The following is a 17457-nucleotide window of genomic DNA, read 5'->3' as shown; positions in this document are numbered from 1 at the left end:
CGACTGCCTCCGGAATGAGAGCGGTTCATTTTGCCGCGTAGAGCCACAGTCCGGCCAGCAGGCTGAGCAGCCCGCCGCCGCTGAGGCTGCCCTGCGGGTCGTGGTGGCTGCTGAAGAGCCAGCCGAGACCCGAAACCAGCAGCAGCAATGCGATCAGCCGTTGCCGCCGCTGCCGCCGTTCGATGCCCTGCTGGAGCTGCTGCAGTGCCGCCGCTTGCGCCCGTTGCAGTTGACCAAGCTGATCGATCTGCAACCAGCTCTGCTGCAGCCGCCTCGGCAGCTCCGGCAGTTGCTCGGCCCAGTTCGGCAACTGCCGCAACAGCCGGCCGGCCAGTGCGCGCGGTCCGCTGCGCTCCTGCATCCAGCGCTGGATGAAGGGGCTGGCGGTGCTCCAGAGGTCGAGGTCGGGGTAGAGCTGCCGCCCCAGTCCTTCGATCTGCAACAGGGTCTTCTGCAGCAGCACCAGTTGCGGCTGGATCTCCATGTCGAAGCGGCGGGCGGTCTGGAACAGGTAGATCAGCAGCTCGCCGAGCGAGATTTCCTTCAGTGGCTTCTGGAAGATCGGCTCGCAGACCGTGCGGATCGCCGCCGCAAAGTCGTGCACCGGCACCGCGGCGCCGATCCAGCCCGACTCGCTGTGCAGCCGGGCCACCTCCTGATAGTCGCGCTGGAAGAAGGCGTGCAGGATGGTGGCCAGATAGCGCTGGTCGGCTTCGGTCAGCGCGCCCATGATCGCGCAGTCGATGGCGATGTACTGCGGGCTGTCGGGCCGCCGGGTCGAGACGAAGATGTTGCCGGGGTGCATGTCGGCATGAAAGAAGTTGTGGCGAAAGACCTGGGTGAAGAAGATCTCCACACCGCGTTCGGCCAGCTTCTTCAGGTCGATGCCGGCGCCGCGCAACTGATCGATCTCGGAGACCGCAATGCCATGGATCCGCTCCATCACCAGCAGCGATGGCCGGCTGTAGTCCCAATGGACCTCGGGCACGTAGAGCAGCGGCGAGTGAGCGAAGTTGCTGCGCAACTGCATGGTGTTGGCCGCTTCGCGCTTCAGGTCCAGCTCATCGAGCAGGGTGGTCTGATAGTCGCGCACCACCCGGCTCAGTTGCAGGCGGCGGGCGTCGTTGAAGTTGCGCTCGGCAAAGTCGGCCAGCCGTTGCAGCAGCGCCAGGTCGCGGCGGATCACCGGCTCGATGGTGGGCCGGACGATCTTGACGCAGACGGCGCGGCCATCGGGCAACTGGGCGGCATGCACCTGGGCGATCGAGGCCGAGGCCAACGGTGTCGGGTCGAAGCTGCTGAACAGCGCCTCGATCGGCTGGCCGAGATCACGCTCCACCAGCGCCATCGCCTCGCTGCTGGCAAAGGGCGGCACCTGGTCCTGCAGCTTCTTCAGCTCATCGGCGATCTCCTCGGGCAGCAGATCGCGGCGGGTCGACAGCATCTGTCCGAACTTGATGAAGAGCGGCCCCAGCGACTCGCAGGCCAGCCGCAGCCGTTCACCCGGTGGTCGCACCGGCGCCGGCAGCAGCGCCAGCGGCCACAGCAGCAGCCGCAACGGCGCTGGCCGGTGCGAGGCGGGCAGCAGCAGGTCGAGCCGGTGGCGCAACAGCACCCGCAGGATGGAGAGCAGGCGCAGCAGATTCTTCATGCCGCGCCATGCCCGCCGCGTTGTCGTTCGAGCCGCTTCAGCCGCGCTTCGAGCCGGTCGCTGTCGAACCGCAGCTGATCGACGGCATCGTTGAGCCGCGCCACCTCGACTGCCGCCGGCAGCGTATGCGACTCCTCGACCAGCCAGTTGGCGACCATGTCGGTGAGGTGGTCGCCGCCGCGTGCCAGTTGCCGGCGGGTGGCGCGCAGCAGCCGCCCGGTCTGATGGGCCAGCAGGCCGCCGGTCAGTCGTGACAGCGCCGCCTCCCAGTCGATGTCGAGCTGGGCAAGAATCGATTGCAGTGTGCCGGCCAGCTCGGCATCACCTTGCAGTTGCAGCGCCGGACCGTTGTCATGGCCACCGAGGTAGGCGACCAGCGCCGGCAGCGTGGCCACGATCTGCACATCGGCGGTGGTGGGGTGGTCGAGCCGCAGCGACACCCCGCCGTGCCGCGGCAGCAGAAAGAGCCGCAGCGGCGGCGTGGTCAGCCGCACCGCGATGCAGTGGCCGGCCAGTGCCTCCAGCCGCGCCAGACTGCGCGGATCGTGGTGCAGCAACTGGTTGATGCTCTGTTCGAGTGGCAGCAGTGCCAGACGGCGCAGCACGGTCATCGGTGGTGCCTCAGGGCTTGATCGCCCGGTGCAGCGCCACGATGCCGCCGGTCAGGTTGTGGTAACGGCACTCGGCCAGCCCGGCCTCGGCCATCATCGCGCGCAGCCGCTCCTGATCGGGATGCATGCGGATCGACTCGGCCAGATAGCGGTAGCTCTCGCTGTCCTGGGTCACCAGCCGACCGAGGCGCGGCAGGACGCTGAAGGAGTAGCGGTCATAGCACTGCTCCAGCAGGCGGTGGGTCGGTTTGGAGAACTCCAGCACCAGCAGCCGCCCGCCCGGCTTCAGAATGCGCGCCATCTCGGCCAGCGCCCGCGCCTTGTCGGTGACATTGCGCAAACCGAAGCCGATGGTGACGACGGCAAAGCTGTCGTCGGCAAAGGGCAGCGCTTCGGCATCGCTGATCAGCCAGTCGACATTGCCGGCCACGCCACGGTCGAGCAGGCGGTCGCGGCCCCGTTGCAGCATCGCGCTGTTGATGTCGCTCATCACCACCCGGCCATGGCGGCCCACCTTGCGGCTCATCAGATCGGTCAGATCGCCGGTACCGGCGGCGACATCGAGCGCCCAGTCGCCCGGCCGCAGCGCGCTCACCTCCACCGTCAGCCGCTTCCACAGCCGGTGGATGCCGAACGACATCAGGTCATTCATCAGGTCATAACGACCGGCCACCGAGTCGAACACCTCGGCGACCCGCGCCCGCTTCTGGCGCAGCGGCACCTGCTGGTAACCGAAATCGGTGGTCTGGCTGCCCTCGTCGGCAGCAGGGTCGAGGTGGGACATGGCGGATCACGCAAAAGTGGAGGCTACGCGATTGTACACCCTTCGGGTGGATTTGATCGGGCCGGTGCGGGGCAGTCGGCCGTGGTGCGCAGCGCGCGACAGGGACGGGAAGCGGGGTGCCCCTCCCGGCCTTGCCTGAGGTGCGCAAGACCGGGAGGGGGGATGGAACCGATCAACCGGCGCGCTTCACCCGGCGCAGGCCGCCAAGCAGGCCAAGGCCGCCGAGCATCAGCCAGGAGGCGGCCGGCAGTGGCACCGGTGCCGGGGTGACTGCCTGGGTCACCTTCAGCAGCACATCGCCCAGCGCCCGGTCGTAGATGACGTCGAACTGGCCGGAGCCAAAGCCGCTCAGCAGCAGACTGTCGAAGCTGCCGGTCAGACTGCTGGCGTTGTCGGCGGCGTCGAGAATCTTCAGCGTGTCATCGACCGCGAAGTTGCAGGCGCCAAAGCAGTGCAGCGCCAGCGTGCCGGCCAGCGTGGCGTTGCCGGTCACCTTCAGCAGGTCGAAGCTGCTCAAATCAGCCAGTTCGATGTCGAGGGTGCCCGCCGTGGTCTGTACATAGCTGCCAGCGATGGTCAGCGTGCCTGGCGAAGCGCCCGGTGCCACATGGCCGGCGTTGGTCAGACCGCCGCTGGGTGCCACCACGGTGCCATTGCCGGTGATGAGCCCGGTTTCGGCATTGAGGAAGCTGTTGCCGATCGACACCGTACTGCCAGCCACCGTGCTGATCACTCCGTTGTTGGTGGTGCCGTGCGAAGGGGCGAGATAGAGAATGCCGCCACTGACGTCAGCAGCGATGCGGCCATCATTGACCAGCTTCTGGGAGCCGCCGGAGAGGTAGGCCTGTCCGAGGGTGCCATGCTTGCCGCGTACCACCATGTCCGAGCCGATGGTGAGGGTGGTGTCACCCTCCAGGCTCAGGGCACGGTTGCTGCTGCCAGAGTCGCCAAGGACCACGCTGCCGGTGCCGCCCAGGGTCTGGTCACCGCCGAACGACAGCACGCTGTTGCTGTTGAGGTCGATGACGCCATTGAGCGTCAGGCCACCGAACACCCGCTCGACACCGGTCGCACTCGCCAGATCGAGGTTGCCATTGAGGGTGACAGCGCTGAGGGCATTGCTGTTGCTGTTGCTGGCCCGCAGGTTGCCGCTGCCGCTGGTGTTGATCACCCCGCTCAGCGTGACGCCGTTCTGCAGAATCAGGCTGCCGGCACCGGCATTGAGGGCGCTGCCGGTGGTTCCGGCAACATTGCTGTTGAGCACCAGGGTGCCGCCATTCTGCGCCTCGATCACTCCGTTGTTGGTGGTGCCGTGCGAAGGGGCGAGATAGAGAATGCCGCCACTGACGTCAGCAGCGATGCGGCCATCATTGACCAGCTTCTGGGAGCCGCCGGAGAGGTAGGCCTGTCCGAGGGTGCCATGCTTGCCGCGTACCACCATGTCCGAGCCGATGGTGAGGGTGGTGTCACCCTCCAGGCTCAGGGCACGGTTGCTGCTGCCAGAGTCGCCAAGGACCACGCTGCCGGTGCCGCCCAGGGTCTGGTCACCGCCGAACGACAGCACGCTGTTGCTGTTGAGGTCGATGACGCCATTGAGCGTCAGGCCACCGAACACCCGCTCGACACCGGTCGCACTCGCCAGATCGAGGTTGCCATTGAGGGTGACAGCGCTGAGGGCATTGCTGTTGCTGTTGCTGGCCCGCAGGTTGCCGCTGCCGCTGGTGTTGATCACCCCGCTCAGCGTGACGCCGTTCTGCAGAATCAGGCTGCCGGCACCGGCATTGAGGGCGCTGCCGGTGGTTCCGGCAACATTGCTGTTGAGCACCAGGGTGCCGCCATTCTGCGCCTCGATCACTCCGTTGTTGGTGGTGCCGTGCGAAGGGGCGAGATAGAGAATGCCGCCACTGACGTCAGCAGCGATGCGGCCATCATTGACCAGCTTCTGGGAGCCGCCGGAGAGGTAGGCCTGTCCGAGGGTGCCATGCTTGCCGCGTACCACCATGTCCGAGCCGATGGTGAGGGTGGTGTCACCCTCCAGGCTCAGGGCACGGTTGCTGCTGCCAGAGTCGCCAAGGACCACGCTGCCGGTGCCGCCCAGGGTCTGGTCACCGCCGAACGACAGCACGCTGTTGCTGTTGAGGTCGATGACGCCATTGAGCGTCAGGCCACCGAACACCCGCTCGACACCGGTCGCACTCGCCAGATCGAGGTTGCCATTGAGGGTGACAGCGCTGAGGGCATTGCTGTTGCTGTTGCTGGCCCGCAGGTTGCCGCTGCCGCTGGTGTTGATCACCCCGCTCAGCGTGACGCCGTTCTGCAGAATCAGGCTGCCGGCACCGGCATTGAGGGCGCTGCCGGTGGTTCCGGCAACATTGCTGTTGAGCACCAGGGTGCCGCCATTCTGCGCCTCGATCACTCCGTTGTTGGTGGTGCCGTGCGAAGGGGCGAGATAGAGAATGCCGCCACTGACGTCAGCAGCGATGCGGCCATCATTGACCAGCTTCTGGGAGCCGCCGGAGAGGTAGGCCTGTCCGAGGGTGCCATGCTTGCCGCGTACCACCATGTCCGAGCCGATGGTGAGGGTGGTGTCACCCTCCAGGCTCAGGGCACGGTTGCTGCTGCCAGAGTCGCCAAGGACCACGCTGCCGGTGCCGCCCAGGGTCTGGTCACCGCCGAACGACAGCACGCTGTTGCTGTTGAGGTCGATGACGCCATTGAGCGTCAGGCCACCGAACACCCGCTCGACACCGGTCGCACTCGCCAGATCGAGGTTGCCATTGAGGGTGACAGCGCTGAGGGCATTGCTGTTGCTGTTGAAGGCGACGACCTTGCCGCTGCCAAAGGTGTTGATGCTGCCGCCGCTGATCGTGCTGCCAAACTGGTTGAGCACGCTGTCAGCCGAGATATTGATGGTGCCACCGCTGTTGTCGATGTTGTGCCCACCCCCGACCTGCAGTGCGGCATTGAACGGGATCGCTCCGCTGCCGACATTGATGGCCCCACTGTTGCGGGTGGCACCGCCGCCGTTCAGGGTCAGCAGAAAGATGTCAATGTTGAGGCTGCCGGCGTTGTTCAGATTGAAGATCGATTGTGCCGAGTTGACCATGACAGTCTGGCCGCCGGCAATGCCGGCACTGTCAGCGCTGCCTGGCACCTGTGCGCAGGACCAGTTGCCGGCAGTGGCCCAATTCCCGGCGGCTGGGTTCCAGACGCAATTGGCGGCCATGGCCGGTACGGAGGGAAGAAAGGCCACGGCGACCATCAGGCTCAGCAGACGTGGCGTGAAGGGATGTGGCGGTTTTGTTTTCATCTGATCGTTCTCGCTTTCAGTGAGTGGAATTGTCAGCAAGTGCGCTGTTTCTGTCTCTGGGCACATTTTCCATATAAAAATCGTGCCACAGTTGTCATGTTTTTGTTTTTTAAACATAAATTGTTTGAGCGTGCGTGTGGATTGGCTTTTTATTCATGATTTTGTAAAAAATGTTGACACTTTTTCTGGTCAGCGTGGCAGGTGAGCAGAGGGGGCGAAAACGCCTAGAATGGGTGCCATGCAGCAGTCGGAGAGCGTGAGCAGGGTCACCATGGCGGTCGAAACCGATGCCGAGGGCTATCTGTGCCGGCTCGATGCGTGGAGCGAGGCGGTGGCGCAGCAGATCGCGCTGGCCGAGGGCATCACCCTGACCGCCGAGCATTGGCAGATCATCCACCTGCTGCGTGAGTTCTACCGCCGCTACCAGCAGTCACCGGCGATGCGGCCGCTGGTCAACTTCATTGCCCGCGAGCTGGGGCCGGAGCAGGGGCGCAGCATTCATCTGCTGCGGCTCTTTCCGGGCAGTCCGGCCAAGCTGGCGGCCAAGATCGCCGGGCTGCCCAAGCCCACCCACTGCCTGTAGCGCGGCTACGACAGCCGTTCGGTCGCGAATAGCCGCTTGATCACCCGGTAGAGGTGGTGGGCGTCGCTGCGGCCGGCCAGTTCGCGGATCGAGTGCATTGCAAAGGTGGGCACGCCGACATCGACGGTGCGCACGCCAATCTCGGCCGCGGTCAGTGGGCCGATGGTGCTGCCGCAGCCCATGTCGCTGCGCACGGCGAAGCTCTGCACCGGCACCCGGCTCTGGGTGCAGAGGTGGCGGAACCAGGCGGCGGTTTCGCTGTTGCTGGCGTAGCGCTGGCTGGCGTTGAACTTGATGACCGGACCCTGGTTGAGCCTCGGGCCGTGGTTGGCGTCATGCTTGGCGGCATGGTTGGGATGGATGCCGTGGGCGTTGTCGGCCGAGACGAACAGCGAGCGGTCGATGGCGCGGGTCAGGGCTTCGCTGCCCGGCACCATCCGCTCCAGCACCGCGCGCAGGAAGGGCCCCTGGGCGCCGGCCGCCGAGCCGCTGCCGACCTCTTCGTGGTCATTGAGGACGATCAGCGTGCTGAGTTCGCTGCCGGCCTCGGCGATGGCGGCGAGGGCGACGTGGCAGCTCAGCAGGTTGTCGAGCCGCGCGCTGGCGATGAACTGGTCATCCCAGCCGACATAGGCGGGGGGCTGGGTGTCGTAGAAGCTCAGTTCGTGGCCCAGCACCTCGCCGATTTCGACCTCGGGATGGGCCAGTTGCAACTGTTCGCGCAGCCAGAGCGTGAAGGAGAAGCTCTGCCTGTCGTCGAGTTGCAGCAGGATCGGTGGCAGGTCGTTCTGGGCGTTGATGCTGCGCTGGCTGTTGGCGTCGCGGTCGAGGTGAATCGCCAGGCTGGGAATGACCGCCAGCGGTTTTTTCAGATCGATCAGCAGGTTGACCAGCTCGCCACGGGTGGTGAGGCAGGTGGCGCGGCCGGCCAGCGACAGGTCGCGGTCGAACCAGGGGTTCAGCAGCACGCCGCCGTAGAGTTCGACGCCCAGTTGCAGGCAGCCCTGTGAGCGCAGCACCGGCTCCGGCTTCACCCGCAGGCAGGGGCTGTCGGTGTGGGCGCCGACCATGCGGATGCCCGACTCCAGCGGACTGCGCTGCCCGAGCACGAAGGCGATCAGCGACGAGCCGTTGCGGGTGACCAGATAGCGCTGCCCCGGCGTCAGCGACCAGCCGTCGGCCTCGTTCAGCGGCGTGAAGCCGCGTTCGACCAACAGCCGTACCGCTTCGGCCACGGCATGAAAGGGGGTCGGTGAGCGGCGCAGATAGCGGAACAGGCCGTCGTTGAAGTGGGGAAGTTCCATGCGGACCTCGCAGCGGTTGGACAGGGCGCGGCTACTGTTACACAGCGATGACGCCGGCGACAATCCATCGATGCGGGCCAGGCGCGCCGGCCGGTTATAGTGTGCGGCAGTTCCAGTGCACCAATGAGGAGTCCGCCATGCGCCCGCGACATGCCACTCGGCTCGCCCTGCTCTGTCTGCCGCTGCTGGGCGGCTGTTCGGCCCCGCCACCGCAAAACATCGGCGTGGTCGACAACCACCTGCATCCCTGTCCGCAGAGCCCCAACTGTGTGTCGAGCGAGGCGGCGGCCGCCGACGCCGAACATGCCATCGCACCGCTGAGCTACTCCGGCAGCACGGAGCAGGCGCGCGCCCGGCTGGAGCAGTTGCTTGGCAGCCAGCCGCGGGTTCGGCTGGTGACGGTCTCGCCCACCTACCTCCATGCCGAGTTCACCACCCGCCTGCTGCGCTTTGTCGATGATGTGGAGTTTCTGTTCATCACGCCGGGACGGATCGAGGTGCGATCTGCGTCGCGGGTCGGTCGCTCCGACCTCGGCACCAACCGCGAACGAATCGAGATGCTGCGACGGCAGTTCTCGGGCTGAAGGACGCGGTCAGTCGGGCAGCCGCAGCCAGGGGGCGGCCTGTTCGGCGCTGACCGGCGTCAGGTGGGGCACCATGCCCAGCCGGGGCGCCGGCAGCAGCCGGTCGAGGCTGGCGAGGTTCTGCTCGAAGCGGCTCATCTGCGGTGCGGCACGGTTGGCGACCCAGCCGGCCAGTGGCAGGCCATCGGCGGCGATGGCTTCGCAGCTCAGCAGCGCATGGTTGATGCAGCCGAGCTTCATGTTGACCACCAGGATCACCGGCAGGCCGAGCAGGCGGGCCAGATCGGCCAGGGTCTCGCGGTCATTGAGCGGCACCCGCCAGCCGCCGGCACCCTCGATCAGCGTGAAGTCGGCGCCCAGCGCCAGCACCCGGCGGCAGGCAGTGGCGAGCAGTGCTGCGTGCAGCGCGATGCCGGCCTCCTGGGCGGCGATGTGCGGCGCGATCGGATCATGCAGGCAGACCGGATTGACCAGCGCATAGTCGAGCGGCAGTGTGCTCTGTCGCTGCAGTTGCAGCGCGTCGTCGTTCTTCAGCACGCCCTGGTGCGGCAGACCGCCGGTGGCCACCGGCTTGACCGCGGCGGTCTGCCAGCCTTGCTGGCGGGCACGCAGCAGCAGCGCGCTCGACACCAGCGTCTTGCCGGCATCGGTGTCGGTGCCGGTGACGAAGTAGGCCCGCTTCACCGTTGCAGCACCCCCAGCAGCAGTTGCCAACTGGCGGGCAGCCCTGTTGCGGTGCGCAGGGTTTCGTAGTGCGCGCTCACGCGGGTGATGCGCTGGCGACCGGTCAGAGCGGTCGGCTGGTCCGGATTGAGGTTGTGGGCGCCGAGCGCCTTCAACTCATGGGTCAGCGCGCGCAGACTGGGGTAGTGTCTGACCAGCGGCGCCGGAATCAGCCGGCGCTGCCGCCACGGGTGGCGGCCGAGGGCGGTTTCGATCTGATCGACCGGCAGAAAGCGGTTGACATGGACGTTGGCATCGACACTGGCCCAGGCGCCGCGCAGCTCCTGCAGCGTGGCCGGCCCCAGGGTCGAGAACAGCAGCCAGCCGCCGGGGGCCAGCAGTCGCCAGGCTTCATCGAGAAAAAGATCGAGCCGCGGCAGCCACTGCAGTGCCAGGCTGGAGAACAGCAGCTCGACCGAACCGCTGGCCAGCGGCACGGCTTCGAGGTCGGCGCAGAGGTGCTGGGCAGCCTGCAACGGCGGGCGGGCACGGGCATGACGGACCATCGCCGGCGCCAGATCGAGCAATGTCAGTTGCGCCTGCGGGTAGCGTTCGCGTAGTGCCAGCGCGCCAAGGCCGGTGCCGGAGCCGCCATCGACGATCCGCTGTGGCGTCAGATCGGCCGGCAACTGCTCGATCAACCGCTGGATGGCGTGGCGTTGCAGGTCGGCGACGCTGTCGTAGCTGCCGGCGGCGCGGCCGAAGGAGCGGGCGATGCGCCCCTTGTCGATCGGCGGCGCGGCCGCTGCGGCCACTGTCTCGGCGGAGGGTGGAGGGTTCATGGGTTGGCCTGCGCGAGTTCGGGCGCGCCGAGCTGTCGCCTGACCTTGTCCAGCGCCTCCAGCAGCCGGTCGATCTGCTGTGGCTGGTGGGCGGCGCTCAGGGTGATCCGCAGTCGGGCGCTGCCCTGCGGCACCGTCGGCGGCCGGATCGCGGTGATCAGAATGCCCTGCGCCTCCAGCGCCTGACTCCAGGTGAGCGCGGTGGCGCTCGATCCCAGCAGCAGCGGCTGAATCGGCGTGGTGGACGGCATCAGCGGCAGACCAAGGCTGGCGACACCGGCGCGCAGCTGGTCGATCAACTGCCGCAGCCGCTCCCGCCGCCACCCCTCTTGACGCAGCAGTTCGAGGCTGACGCAGCTCGCCGCTGCCACCGCCGGTGGCAGCGCGGTGGTGTAGATGTAGGGTCGGGCAGTGTTGATCAGGGTCTCGATCAAGGGCGCGGCACCGGCGACGAAGGCGCCAAAGGTACCGAGTGCCTTGCCGAGGGTGCCCATCAGGATCGGCACCTGCGCCTGCCCCAGCCCGAACCGTTCGAGGCTGCCGCCGCCCTGCTCGCCCAGCACACCGATGCCATGGGCGTCGTCGACCATCAGCCAGGCGCCATGGTCGCTGGCCAGCCGCGCCAGTTGCGGCAGCGGCGCCAGATCGCCATCCATGCTGAAGACGCCGTCGGTGGCGATCAGGGCGGTGGTGGCCGGCGGCCGGCGCGAGAGCAGTTCGGCCAGATGGCCGCTGTCGGCATGGCGATAGCGCAGCAGTCTGGCCCGGCTCAATGTGGCGCCATCGATCAGCGAGGCGTGGTTGAGGCGGTCCTGATAGATCCGGTCGTGGTGGCCGAGCAGTCCGCTCAGGGTGCCGAGGTTGGCCTGGTAGCCGGTCGAGAACAGCACTGCCCGCTCGCGGCCGGTGAAGTCGGCCAGCGCCTCTTCGAGCTGGTGATGCGGGCGCAGATGGCCATTGATCAGGTGGGAGGCGCCGCTGCCGACGCCATACTGGCGGACGGCGGCGGTGAAGGCCTCGATGACCCGCGGATGGTTGGCCAGCCCCAGGTAGTCGTTGCTCGAAAAGGCGAGCAGCTCACGGCCATCCTGCTTGAGCAGCGGCTGCTGCGGTGAGTCGGTGACACGCCGCTGCCGGTAGAGCTGCTGAGCGACACGGGTTTCGAGCCGCTGTGTCAGCGCCTCCAGCAGGGGGTTCATGGCCGTGACGTCAGTGGGCAGAGGGTGACATGGCGTCGTAGAAACGGTCGTCGTTCGCGGTGCGCTGCGCGGCATCGATGAGCGCCGCAGTGGCAGCCAGGTTGTCGGCCGACTCGGTGCGGGCTTCGGGACGAATGCCGAGCCGGGCGAACAGCTTCAGGTCGGCGCTGGTCTCGGGCAGCGGGGTGGTGAGCAGCTTCTCGCCGACGAAGATCGAGTTGGCACCGGCCAGGAAGCAGAGGGCCTGGATGCCATCCTCCATCCCCTCGCGGCCGGCGGAGAGGCGCACCTGCGCGGCCGGCATCAGAATGCGCGCCACGGCGATGGTGCGCACCAGGTCGAAGGGGTCGAGCGCGTCGACCTGCGCCAGCGGCGTGCCCTCGACCCGCACCAGCAGGTTGATCGGCACGCTCTCGGGATGTTGTGGCAGGTTGGCGAGCTGCTGCAACAGGCCGGCGCGGTCACGTTCCGCCTCGCCCATGCCGACGATGCCGCCGCTGCAGATGTTGACGCCGGCCTCGCGCACATGGGCCAGCGTGTCGAGCCGGTCCTGATAGGTGCGGGTGGTGATGATGGCGCCGTAGTACTCCGGCGAGGTGTCGAGGTTGTGGTTGTAGTAGTCGAGTCCGGCCTCGGCCAGCTGTTGCGCCTGCGGCCCGGTCAGCATGCCGAGGGTCATGCAGGTCTCCATGCCGAGCCCCTTCACCGCCCGCACCATCGACAGCACATGGGGCATGTCGCGCTCATGCGGCGAGCGCCAGGCGGCGCCCATGCAGAAGCGGGTGGCGCCCTTGTCGCGGGCGTTGCGGGCGGCCTCGACGACGCGCTCCAGCTCCAGCAGTTTCTCTTTCTCGAGGCTGGTATCATGGTGCCCGCTTTGTGGGCAGTAGGCGCAATCCTCGGGGCAGGCACCGGTCTTGATCGACAGCAGGGTGCTGATCTGCACCTGGTTGGGATCATGGAACTGCCGGTGCAGGCTCTGCGCCCTGAAGATCAGATCGTTGAATGGCAGGGCGAAGAGTGCTTCGACCTCCCCGCGGCTCCAGTCATGGCGGATGGGGTGGGCGGCGGGGCTGTGCATGGCGGGTTCCTTGACCAGGGTGACGAAAATGGAGTCTGTTCGATGCGCGTGCGACGACCGCAGCCTGCGCAGTGGCCGATGACGGTACGGCAGTGGCGGCAGAATTGTCAACCCAGGTGGATGAGGGCGGTTTACCAATCGCTCGATCGGCTGCAATTCGCGCTGCTGCCGGGCCACTGCCTGCTCTGCGCAATGGGCAGCAACCGGCCGCTCGACCTCTGCGCACCCTGCGAGGCCGAACTGCCATGGATCACACATGGCTGCCGCCGCTGTGCACTGCCGCTGCCGGCGGCCGAACTGCTCTGCGGCCGCTGTCAGGCGCAGGAGCCCCCCTTCAGCCAAGTGGTGGCGCCGCTGGCCTTCGCGCCGCCGCTCGACCAGTTGCTGCGCGACTGGAAGCAGCAGCCGCAACCGGCACTCGGCCGGCTGTTCGCCGATCTGTTGGCCAGCCATCTACGCGTCGGGCGGCTGGCCAGCGCGCCGCCACCCGAGCTGCTGTTGCCGGTGCCGAGCCATCCCCGCCGGCTGCGTCAGCGTGGCTTCAATCAGGCGCAGGAGCTGGCGGTCGGTCTGGGTCGACGACTTGGCATCGAGGTCGATTGCCATCTGCTGAAACAGCGTGGCTCGGGTGTCGACCAGCGCCAGCTCGATTTCAAGGCGCGGCAACGCAACCTGCGTGACGCCTTCGTGGTCAAAGGGTTGCTGGCCGGCCGGCGGGTGGCAGTGGTGGATGACGTGGTCACCACCGGCGCGACGGCGCAGGCGATGAGCCGCGTCCTGCGCCGTGCCGGCGCGATCGAGGTGGAGGTGTGGGCCGTGGCCCGCACGCCACGCCGCGGCTGATGCGAACCGTGTTGAACAACTTCAGGAGATGAAAGTGATGATCAGACGATTGTCGTGGGTGCTGCTGCTGTGCGGGTCGATGCTTGGCATCCAGGCCGTGCTGGCCGAATCCACTGCCGAGGCGACCATCCGGGCCGCCATCGAAAAGGGTGTGCCCAGAGTGCGCATTGCCGAGATCAGCCCGAGCCCGATCACCGGGATCTACCGGGTCACCACCGAGCAGGGCCCGGTGCTCTACAGCACGGCCGATGGCAGCCACTTCATCGTCGGCGACCTCTACCGGCTGACCGGTGCCGGCGCGATCAATGTCAGCGAGGAGGGGCGTGCCCAGGAGCGCGTCAAGTTGCTGAGTGAGATCAAACCGGAGGAGATGGTGATCTTTCCGGGGCAGCCCTCCGATCACGCCATCACCATCTTCAGCGATGTCGACTGTGGTGCCTGCCGCGAGCTGCACAAGATGGTGCCGGCGCTCAACAAGGCGGGCATCGAGGTGCGCTACCTGGCCTTCCCGCGCGAGGGGCTCAGCTCCGCCACCCATGACAAGATGGTGTCGGTCTGGTGTGCCAAGGAGCGGCAGCAGGCCTTCACCGATGCCAAGGCCGGCAAGAAGGTGCCGACCGCCCGTTGCAGCAATCCGGTGGCCAAGGAGTATGCGCTGGGGCTGAAGCTCGGCGTGCAGGGCACGCCGGCCATCATTCTGGCCGATGGGCAGCTGATTCCCGGCATGGTGCCGTTCGAGAATCTGGTGGCTGCGGTCAAAGGCGAACCGGGTGCGGCTGAGTGAATGTCTCGGGCGCTTGACGTGGGTCAATACAACCCTGTTTTTGGAATGGTCTTATGGTCAGGCGATGTGCCACAGCGTGGATGAGTGGCGGTCGCAGCCATCACACCACACTTTCCACGCCGGAGTACTGCCATGCCCAACGTCAAGATCGTAGAGAAGATGCATCGTGACCTGATTGACCTGCATCAGCAGGAAGAGATCAACGCCAGACTGGGACCGAACGAGATCGAGATCATCCGGGAGATCTTCCACACGCCGCTGGTCGGCTCCTACAACTGGGACTACAGCATCACCAATGACCGGCTGGAGCGGCTCTACGAGCTCGGCAAACAGCTCAACTGGAATGCCGAGGATGATCTGGACTGGGACACCCCGGTCGACCGGACCAAGTTCATCACCGACCAGAAGTACAATGCCTTCCGTGGCTTTGCGCCTTATGAAGCGATGTCGGAAGAGAAGAAGATCGAATTCGACTGGCACATGATGGCGCAGAAATGCAGCAACTTCCTGCATGGTGAGCAGGGCGCCATGCTGGTGGCCTCGCAGCTGGTCAGCTGCGCGCCCACCTATGAGGCCAAGCTCTATGCCTCGTCCCAGACCTTCGATGAGGCCCGCCATGTCGAGGTGTTCAACAAATACCTGCGGCGCAAGATCGGCTTCATGTATCCGATCAGCGAGACGCTGAAGGCGATTCTCGACAAGGTGCTGGGCGATGAGCGCTGGTATCTCAAGTTCATCGGCATGCAGCTGATCATCGAGGGGCTGGCGCTGGCGGCCTTCAACAGCGCCAAGATGTCCGCCGTCGATCCGCTGTTCGCCCAGGTCTGCCATCTGGTGATCCGTGACGAAGCGCGCCATGTCACCTTTGGCGTCAATTTCCTCGAGGACTTCGTCAAGACCCTGCCGACCCAGGAGCGCGAGGATGCCGCGGCGATTGCCTTCGATGTCTGCGTGCTGATGCGCGAACGGCTGATCACCAGCGATGTCTTTGCGCAGTTCGGCTGGGATCCCGAGGAGGCCCGCAAATGGCAGCTCGACTCCGATGTGGCCGGCAACTTCCGCAATCTGCTCTTCACCCGGGTGATGCCGAACCTGAACCGGGTCGGCCTGCTGACCGACAAGATCCGGTCGAAGTATGACCAGTTGGGTCTGCTGACCTATTCGACCTACCCGGACAACCATGAGATCGACTGGGTCGAACTGGAGAAGCCGCTGTTCGACAAGAGCGCCTGATCCGGGTGCGTCCCGTTGAGCTCTTGATCTGACCACTGTGCCCTCTGCATGGAAACGCCATGCAGAGGGTTTTTTTTCGACAGCGTGAAGGCGCGGCCGTCCTGACGAGGATGCTGCACTGGATCGCCGGTCTGCCGGGAACGTCGACGATTGTTCTGAAACGACAAACCCCGGCATGAACCGGGGTTTGCGGTGATGCAGGCAGTGCGCGTCAGGCCAGTTCGAACACCGGCAGATGCCGCCCGCCCTCCAGCGGCTCCCAGGCCAGCTTGACCTTGTCGCCCACCTTGATCGAATCAGGATCGCAGTTGACGACATTGCTGAGCATCCGCGCGCCTTCCTCGAGATCGATCAGCGCGACGGCATAGGGCACGGCTTCGGCCATCGCCGGATTGCCGGGGCGATGCATGACGCTGACCGCATAGACCACCCCTTTGCCGCTGGCTTCGCGCCACTCGACGTTGCCGCCCAGCGCATGGGGCGAGAAGTCGCGCGGATACCAGATCGCCTTGCCGGTGGTGGCGCAGAATTGCAGCAGGAATTTCTTCTCCTTGGTGGCCTCCCAGAAGGGGGCTGCAACCGGTGATGTACCCAGGATCATCCGTTTCATAGTGTCTCCTCCGAACCCAATACCACAGTGGAAGTCGATGACAGAATGCCGCCGCAGCCGTGCGCCACCGCGATCTTCGCATCCTTGACCTGGCCAGTGCTCTCGCCACGAATCTGCTTGACCGCCTCGACCAGCAGGAACATGCCGTACATGCCCGGATGGGTGTAGGAGAGTCCGCCGCCATTGGTGTTGGTGGGCAGGGCGCCACCGGGCCCCAGCCTGCCATCCTGGACGAAGGCGCCGGCTTCACCTTTCTTGCAGAAGCCGAGGTCTTCGAGCGCCAGCGCCACGGTGATGGTGAAGGAGTCGTAGATTTCCACGACATCGACATCCCTGGGTGTGATGCCGGCCATTTTGAACGCCTTGGGTCCGGAGATCGCGCCGGCGGTGGTGCAGAGGTCGGGCATCTGGCTGATCATCATCGCGTGGTCGTGGGCCGTGCCGGCGCCGAGCACATAGGCGGGCTTCTTGCGCAGGCTGCGGGCCCGCTCGGCCGAGGTCATCACCAGTGCGCCGGCACCGTCGGTGACCAGGCAGCAGTCGAGCTTGCCGAGCGGCGATGCGATCATCGGTGCTTCGAGCACCTCCTTGAGGGTCAGCGGCTCCTGATGGCGGGCACGCGGATTCTTGCAGGCCCACTCACGGGTCGAGACAGCGATCTGTGCCAGTTGCGCGCGGGTGGTGCCGTAGAGCGCCATGTGGCGGCTGGCGGCCAGCGCATAGTTGCCCGGTGGCGAGATGGTGCCGTAGGGCAGCTCCCACTCGATGTTGGGGGGCGGGTTGTTCTTGTCGAGCGCGGCCATCTGCGCTGCCATGAAGTTGGCGCCACCCTTGGCGCGCGGCGTGGCGGCATAGACGATCACTGCCACTTCGCACAGTCCCAGTGCAATCGCGGCGGCGGCATGTTCGACATGCACCTCGAAGCTGGAGCCGCCGGTCATGGTGGTGTCGGTGTAGCGTGGCGTGATCATCAGATGCTCGGCCAGCTCCATCGACGACATCATGGTGCCGGTGGCGAAGAGCGCATCCACATCGGAGAGTCTGAGCCCGGCATCTTCCAGTGCCGCATGGATCATCTGCACCTGCAGGGTGCGCTCGTGAATCCCCAGCTCGCCGGTTGGGGAGACGGCGTCGACCGCCCCCACGATCGCGGCCTTGCCGCGCATGTACGTCGAATCATAGGCCATGTGTTGCCTTCCTTAACTGATCTTGTCTTTAGGCTGTTTTCTTTACCGCAAGCGGAAAGTCCATTCATCCCGTTCACCAACGGCGCATCGACAGGCATGGCTGCCGTTTGGAACCGGCCGAAGACTAAGTGATAAGCGGTGGCGTCGCAAGCAAGCAGAATGGGATGGCGGAGCGCGGCCGGCCGCTC

At 66.1% G+C, this 17457-nt stretch carries 16 protein-coding genes; 5 read left to right on the top strand and 11 right to left on the bottom strand.

Features of this window, described 5'->3' with window-relative positions:
- Positions 1-25 precede the first annotated feature (25 nt).
- From ubiB to H7A13_05630, 4 genes are all read right to left on the bottom strand, one after another.
- Positions 26-1651: a ubiquinone biosynthesis regulatory protein kinase UbiB gene (ubiB, locus tag H7A13_05645; GenBank protein ID MCP5332825.1), complete on the bottom strand. Its 1626-nt coding sequence runs from the start codon at positions 1649-1651 to the stop codon at positions 26-28.
- Entirely contained in the window at positions 1648-2262 is a 615-nt protein-coding gene (locus H7A13_05640; protein MCP5332824.1) for an SCP2 sterol-binding domain-containing protein, read from the bottom strand. Before H7A13_05640 ends, ubiB begins: the two co-directional genes overlap by 4 nt.
- A gap of 10 nt (positions 2263-2272) precedes the next feature.
- Positions 2273-3046 carry a bifunctional demethylmenaquinone methyltransferase/2-methoxy-6-polyprenyl-1,4-benzoquinol methylase UbiE gene (gene ubiE / locus H7A13_05635; GenBank protein MCP5332823.1) on the bottom strand — a complete coding sequence of 258 codons (774 nt, stop codon included), beginning with the start codon at positions 3044-3046 and terminating at the stop codon, positions 2273-2275.
- 172 nt (positions 3047-3218) lie between these two features.
- Positions 3219-6356: a VPLPA-CTERM sorting domain-containing protein gene (locus H7A13_05630; GenBank protein MCP5332822.1), complete on the bottom strand. Its 3138-nt coding sequence runs from the start codon at positions 6354-6356 to the stop codon at positions 3219-3221.
- A 238-nt stretch (positions 6357-6594) separates the two neighbouring features.
- On the opposite strand from H7A13_05630, the gene H7A13_05625 reads away from it, so the two are divergent.
- Positions 6595-6939 carry a TusE/DsrC/DsvC family sulfur relay protein gene (locus H7A13_05625; GenBank protein MCP5332821.1) on the top strand — a complete coding sequence of 115 codons (345 nt, stop codon included), beginning with the start codon at positions 6595-6597 and terminating at the stop codon, positions 6937-6939.
- Between the two features lie 5 nt (positions 6940-6944).
- On the opposite strand, the gene H7A13_05620 is transcribed toward H7A13_05625, so the two are convergent.
- The gene (locus H7A13_05620) at positions 6945-8243 is read right to left on the bottom strand and encodes a M18 family aminopeptidase (GenBank protein ID MCP5332820.1); all 1299 of its coding nucleotides are present in this window, start codon (positions 8241-8243) and stop codon (positions 6945-6947) included.
- 137 nt (positions 8244-8380) lie between these two features.
- On the opposite strand from H7A13_05620, the gene H7A13_05615 reads away from it, so the two are divergent.
- Positions 8381-8827, top strand: a complete 447-nt coding sequence (locus tag H7A13_05615; protein MCP5332819.1) for a DUF1499 domain-containing protein — start codon at positions 8381-8383, stop codon at positions 8825-8827.
- A 9-nt stretch (positions 8828-8836) separates the two neighbouring features.
- On the opposite strand, the gene bioD is transcribed toward H7A13_05615, so the two are convergent.
- Genes bioD through bioB form a run of 4 tightly spaced genes read right to left on the bottom strand, consistent with a single transcriptional unit; the run spans position 8837 to position 12612 of the window.
- Positions 8837-9511: a dethiobiotin synthase gene (gene bioD / locus H7A13_05610; GenBank protein ID MCP5332818.1), complete on the bottom strand. Its 675-nt coding sequence runs from the start codon at positions 9509-9511 to the stop codon at positions 8837-8839.
- Positions 9508-10332, bottom strand: coding sequence for a malonyl-ACP O-methyltransferase BioC (gene bioC, locus H7A13_05605; protein ID MCP5332817.1), 825 nt, complete (start codon positions 10330-10332; stop codon positions 9508-9510). The genes bioD and bioC overlap by 4 nt, the downstream gene beginning before the upstream one ends.
- Complete coding sequence (gene bioF / locus H7A13_05600) at positions 10329-11531, bottom strand: 8-amino-7-oxononanoate synthase (GenBank protein MCP5332816.1); 1203 nt, start codon at positions 11529-11531, stop codon at positions 10329-10331. The genes bioC and bioF overlap by 4 nt, the downstream gene beginning before the upstream one ends.
- Before the next feature lie 10 nt (positions 11532-11541).
- A complete protein-coding gene (gene bioB / locus H7A13_05595; protein ID MCP5332815.1) occupies positions 11542-12612 on the bottom strand; it encodes a biotin synthase BioB in 1071 nt (356 codons plus the stop codon).
- Between the two features lie 120 nt (positions 12613-12732).
- Between bioB and H7A13_05590 the strand changes: the two genes are divergently transcribed.
- The 3 genes from H7A13_05590 (at position 12733) to H7A13_05580 (ending at position 15472) form a co-directional block, all read left to right on the top strand.
- Complete coding sequence (locus H7A13_05590) at positions 12733-13455, top strand: ComF family protein (protein MCP5332814.1); 723 nt, start codon at positions 12733-12735, stop codon at positions 13453-13455.
- 37 nt (positions 13456-13492) lie between these two features.
- Positions 13493-14239, top strand: a complete 747-nt coding sequence (locus H7A13_05585) for a thioredoxin fold domain-containing protein (protein MCP5332813.1) — start codon at positions 13493-13495, stop codon at positions 14237-14239.
- A 159-nt stretch (positions 14240-14398) separates the two neighbouring features.
- Entirely contained in the window at positions 14399-15472 is a 1074-nt protein-coding gene (locus tag H7A13_05580) for a ferritin-like domain-containing protein (GenBank protein MCP5332812.1), read from the top strand.
- Positions 15473-15683: 211 nt separating this feature from the next.
- On the opposite strand, the gene H7A13_05575 is transcribed toward H7A13_05580, so the two are convergent.
- Both H7A13_05575 and H7A13_05570 read right to left on the bottom strand, forming a co-directional pair.
- A complete protein-coding gene (locus H7A13_05575; GenBank protein ID MCP5332811.1) occupies positions 15684-16082 on the bottom strand; it encodes an OB-fold domain-containing protein in 399 nt (132 codons plus the stop codon).
- Complete coding sequence (locus H7A13_05570) at positions 16079-17269, bottom strand: thiolase (protein MCP5332810.1); 1191 nt, start codon at positions 17267-17269, stop codon at positions 16079-16081. The genes H7A13_05575 and H7A13_05570 overlap by 4 nt, the downstream gene beginning before the upstream one ends.
- Positions 17270-17457: the final 188 nt, after the last annotated feature.

This window comes from Pseudomonadales bacterium, from assembly GCA_024234215.1.
In the GTDB taxonomy this organism is placed as follows: Bacteria; Pseudomonadota; Gammaproteobacteria; order Pseudomonadales; family UBA5862; genus JACKOQ01.
This window is presented reverse-complemented; position numbering and strand designations above follow the sequence as displayed.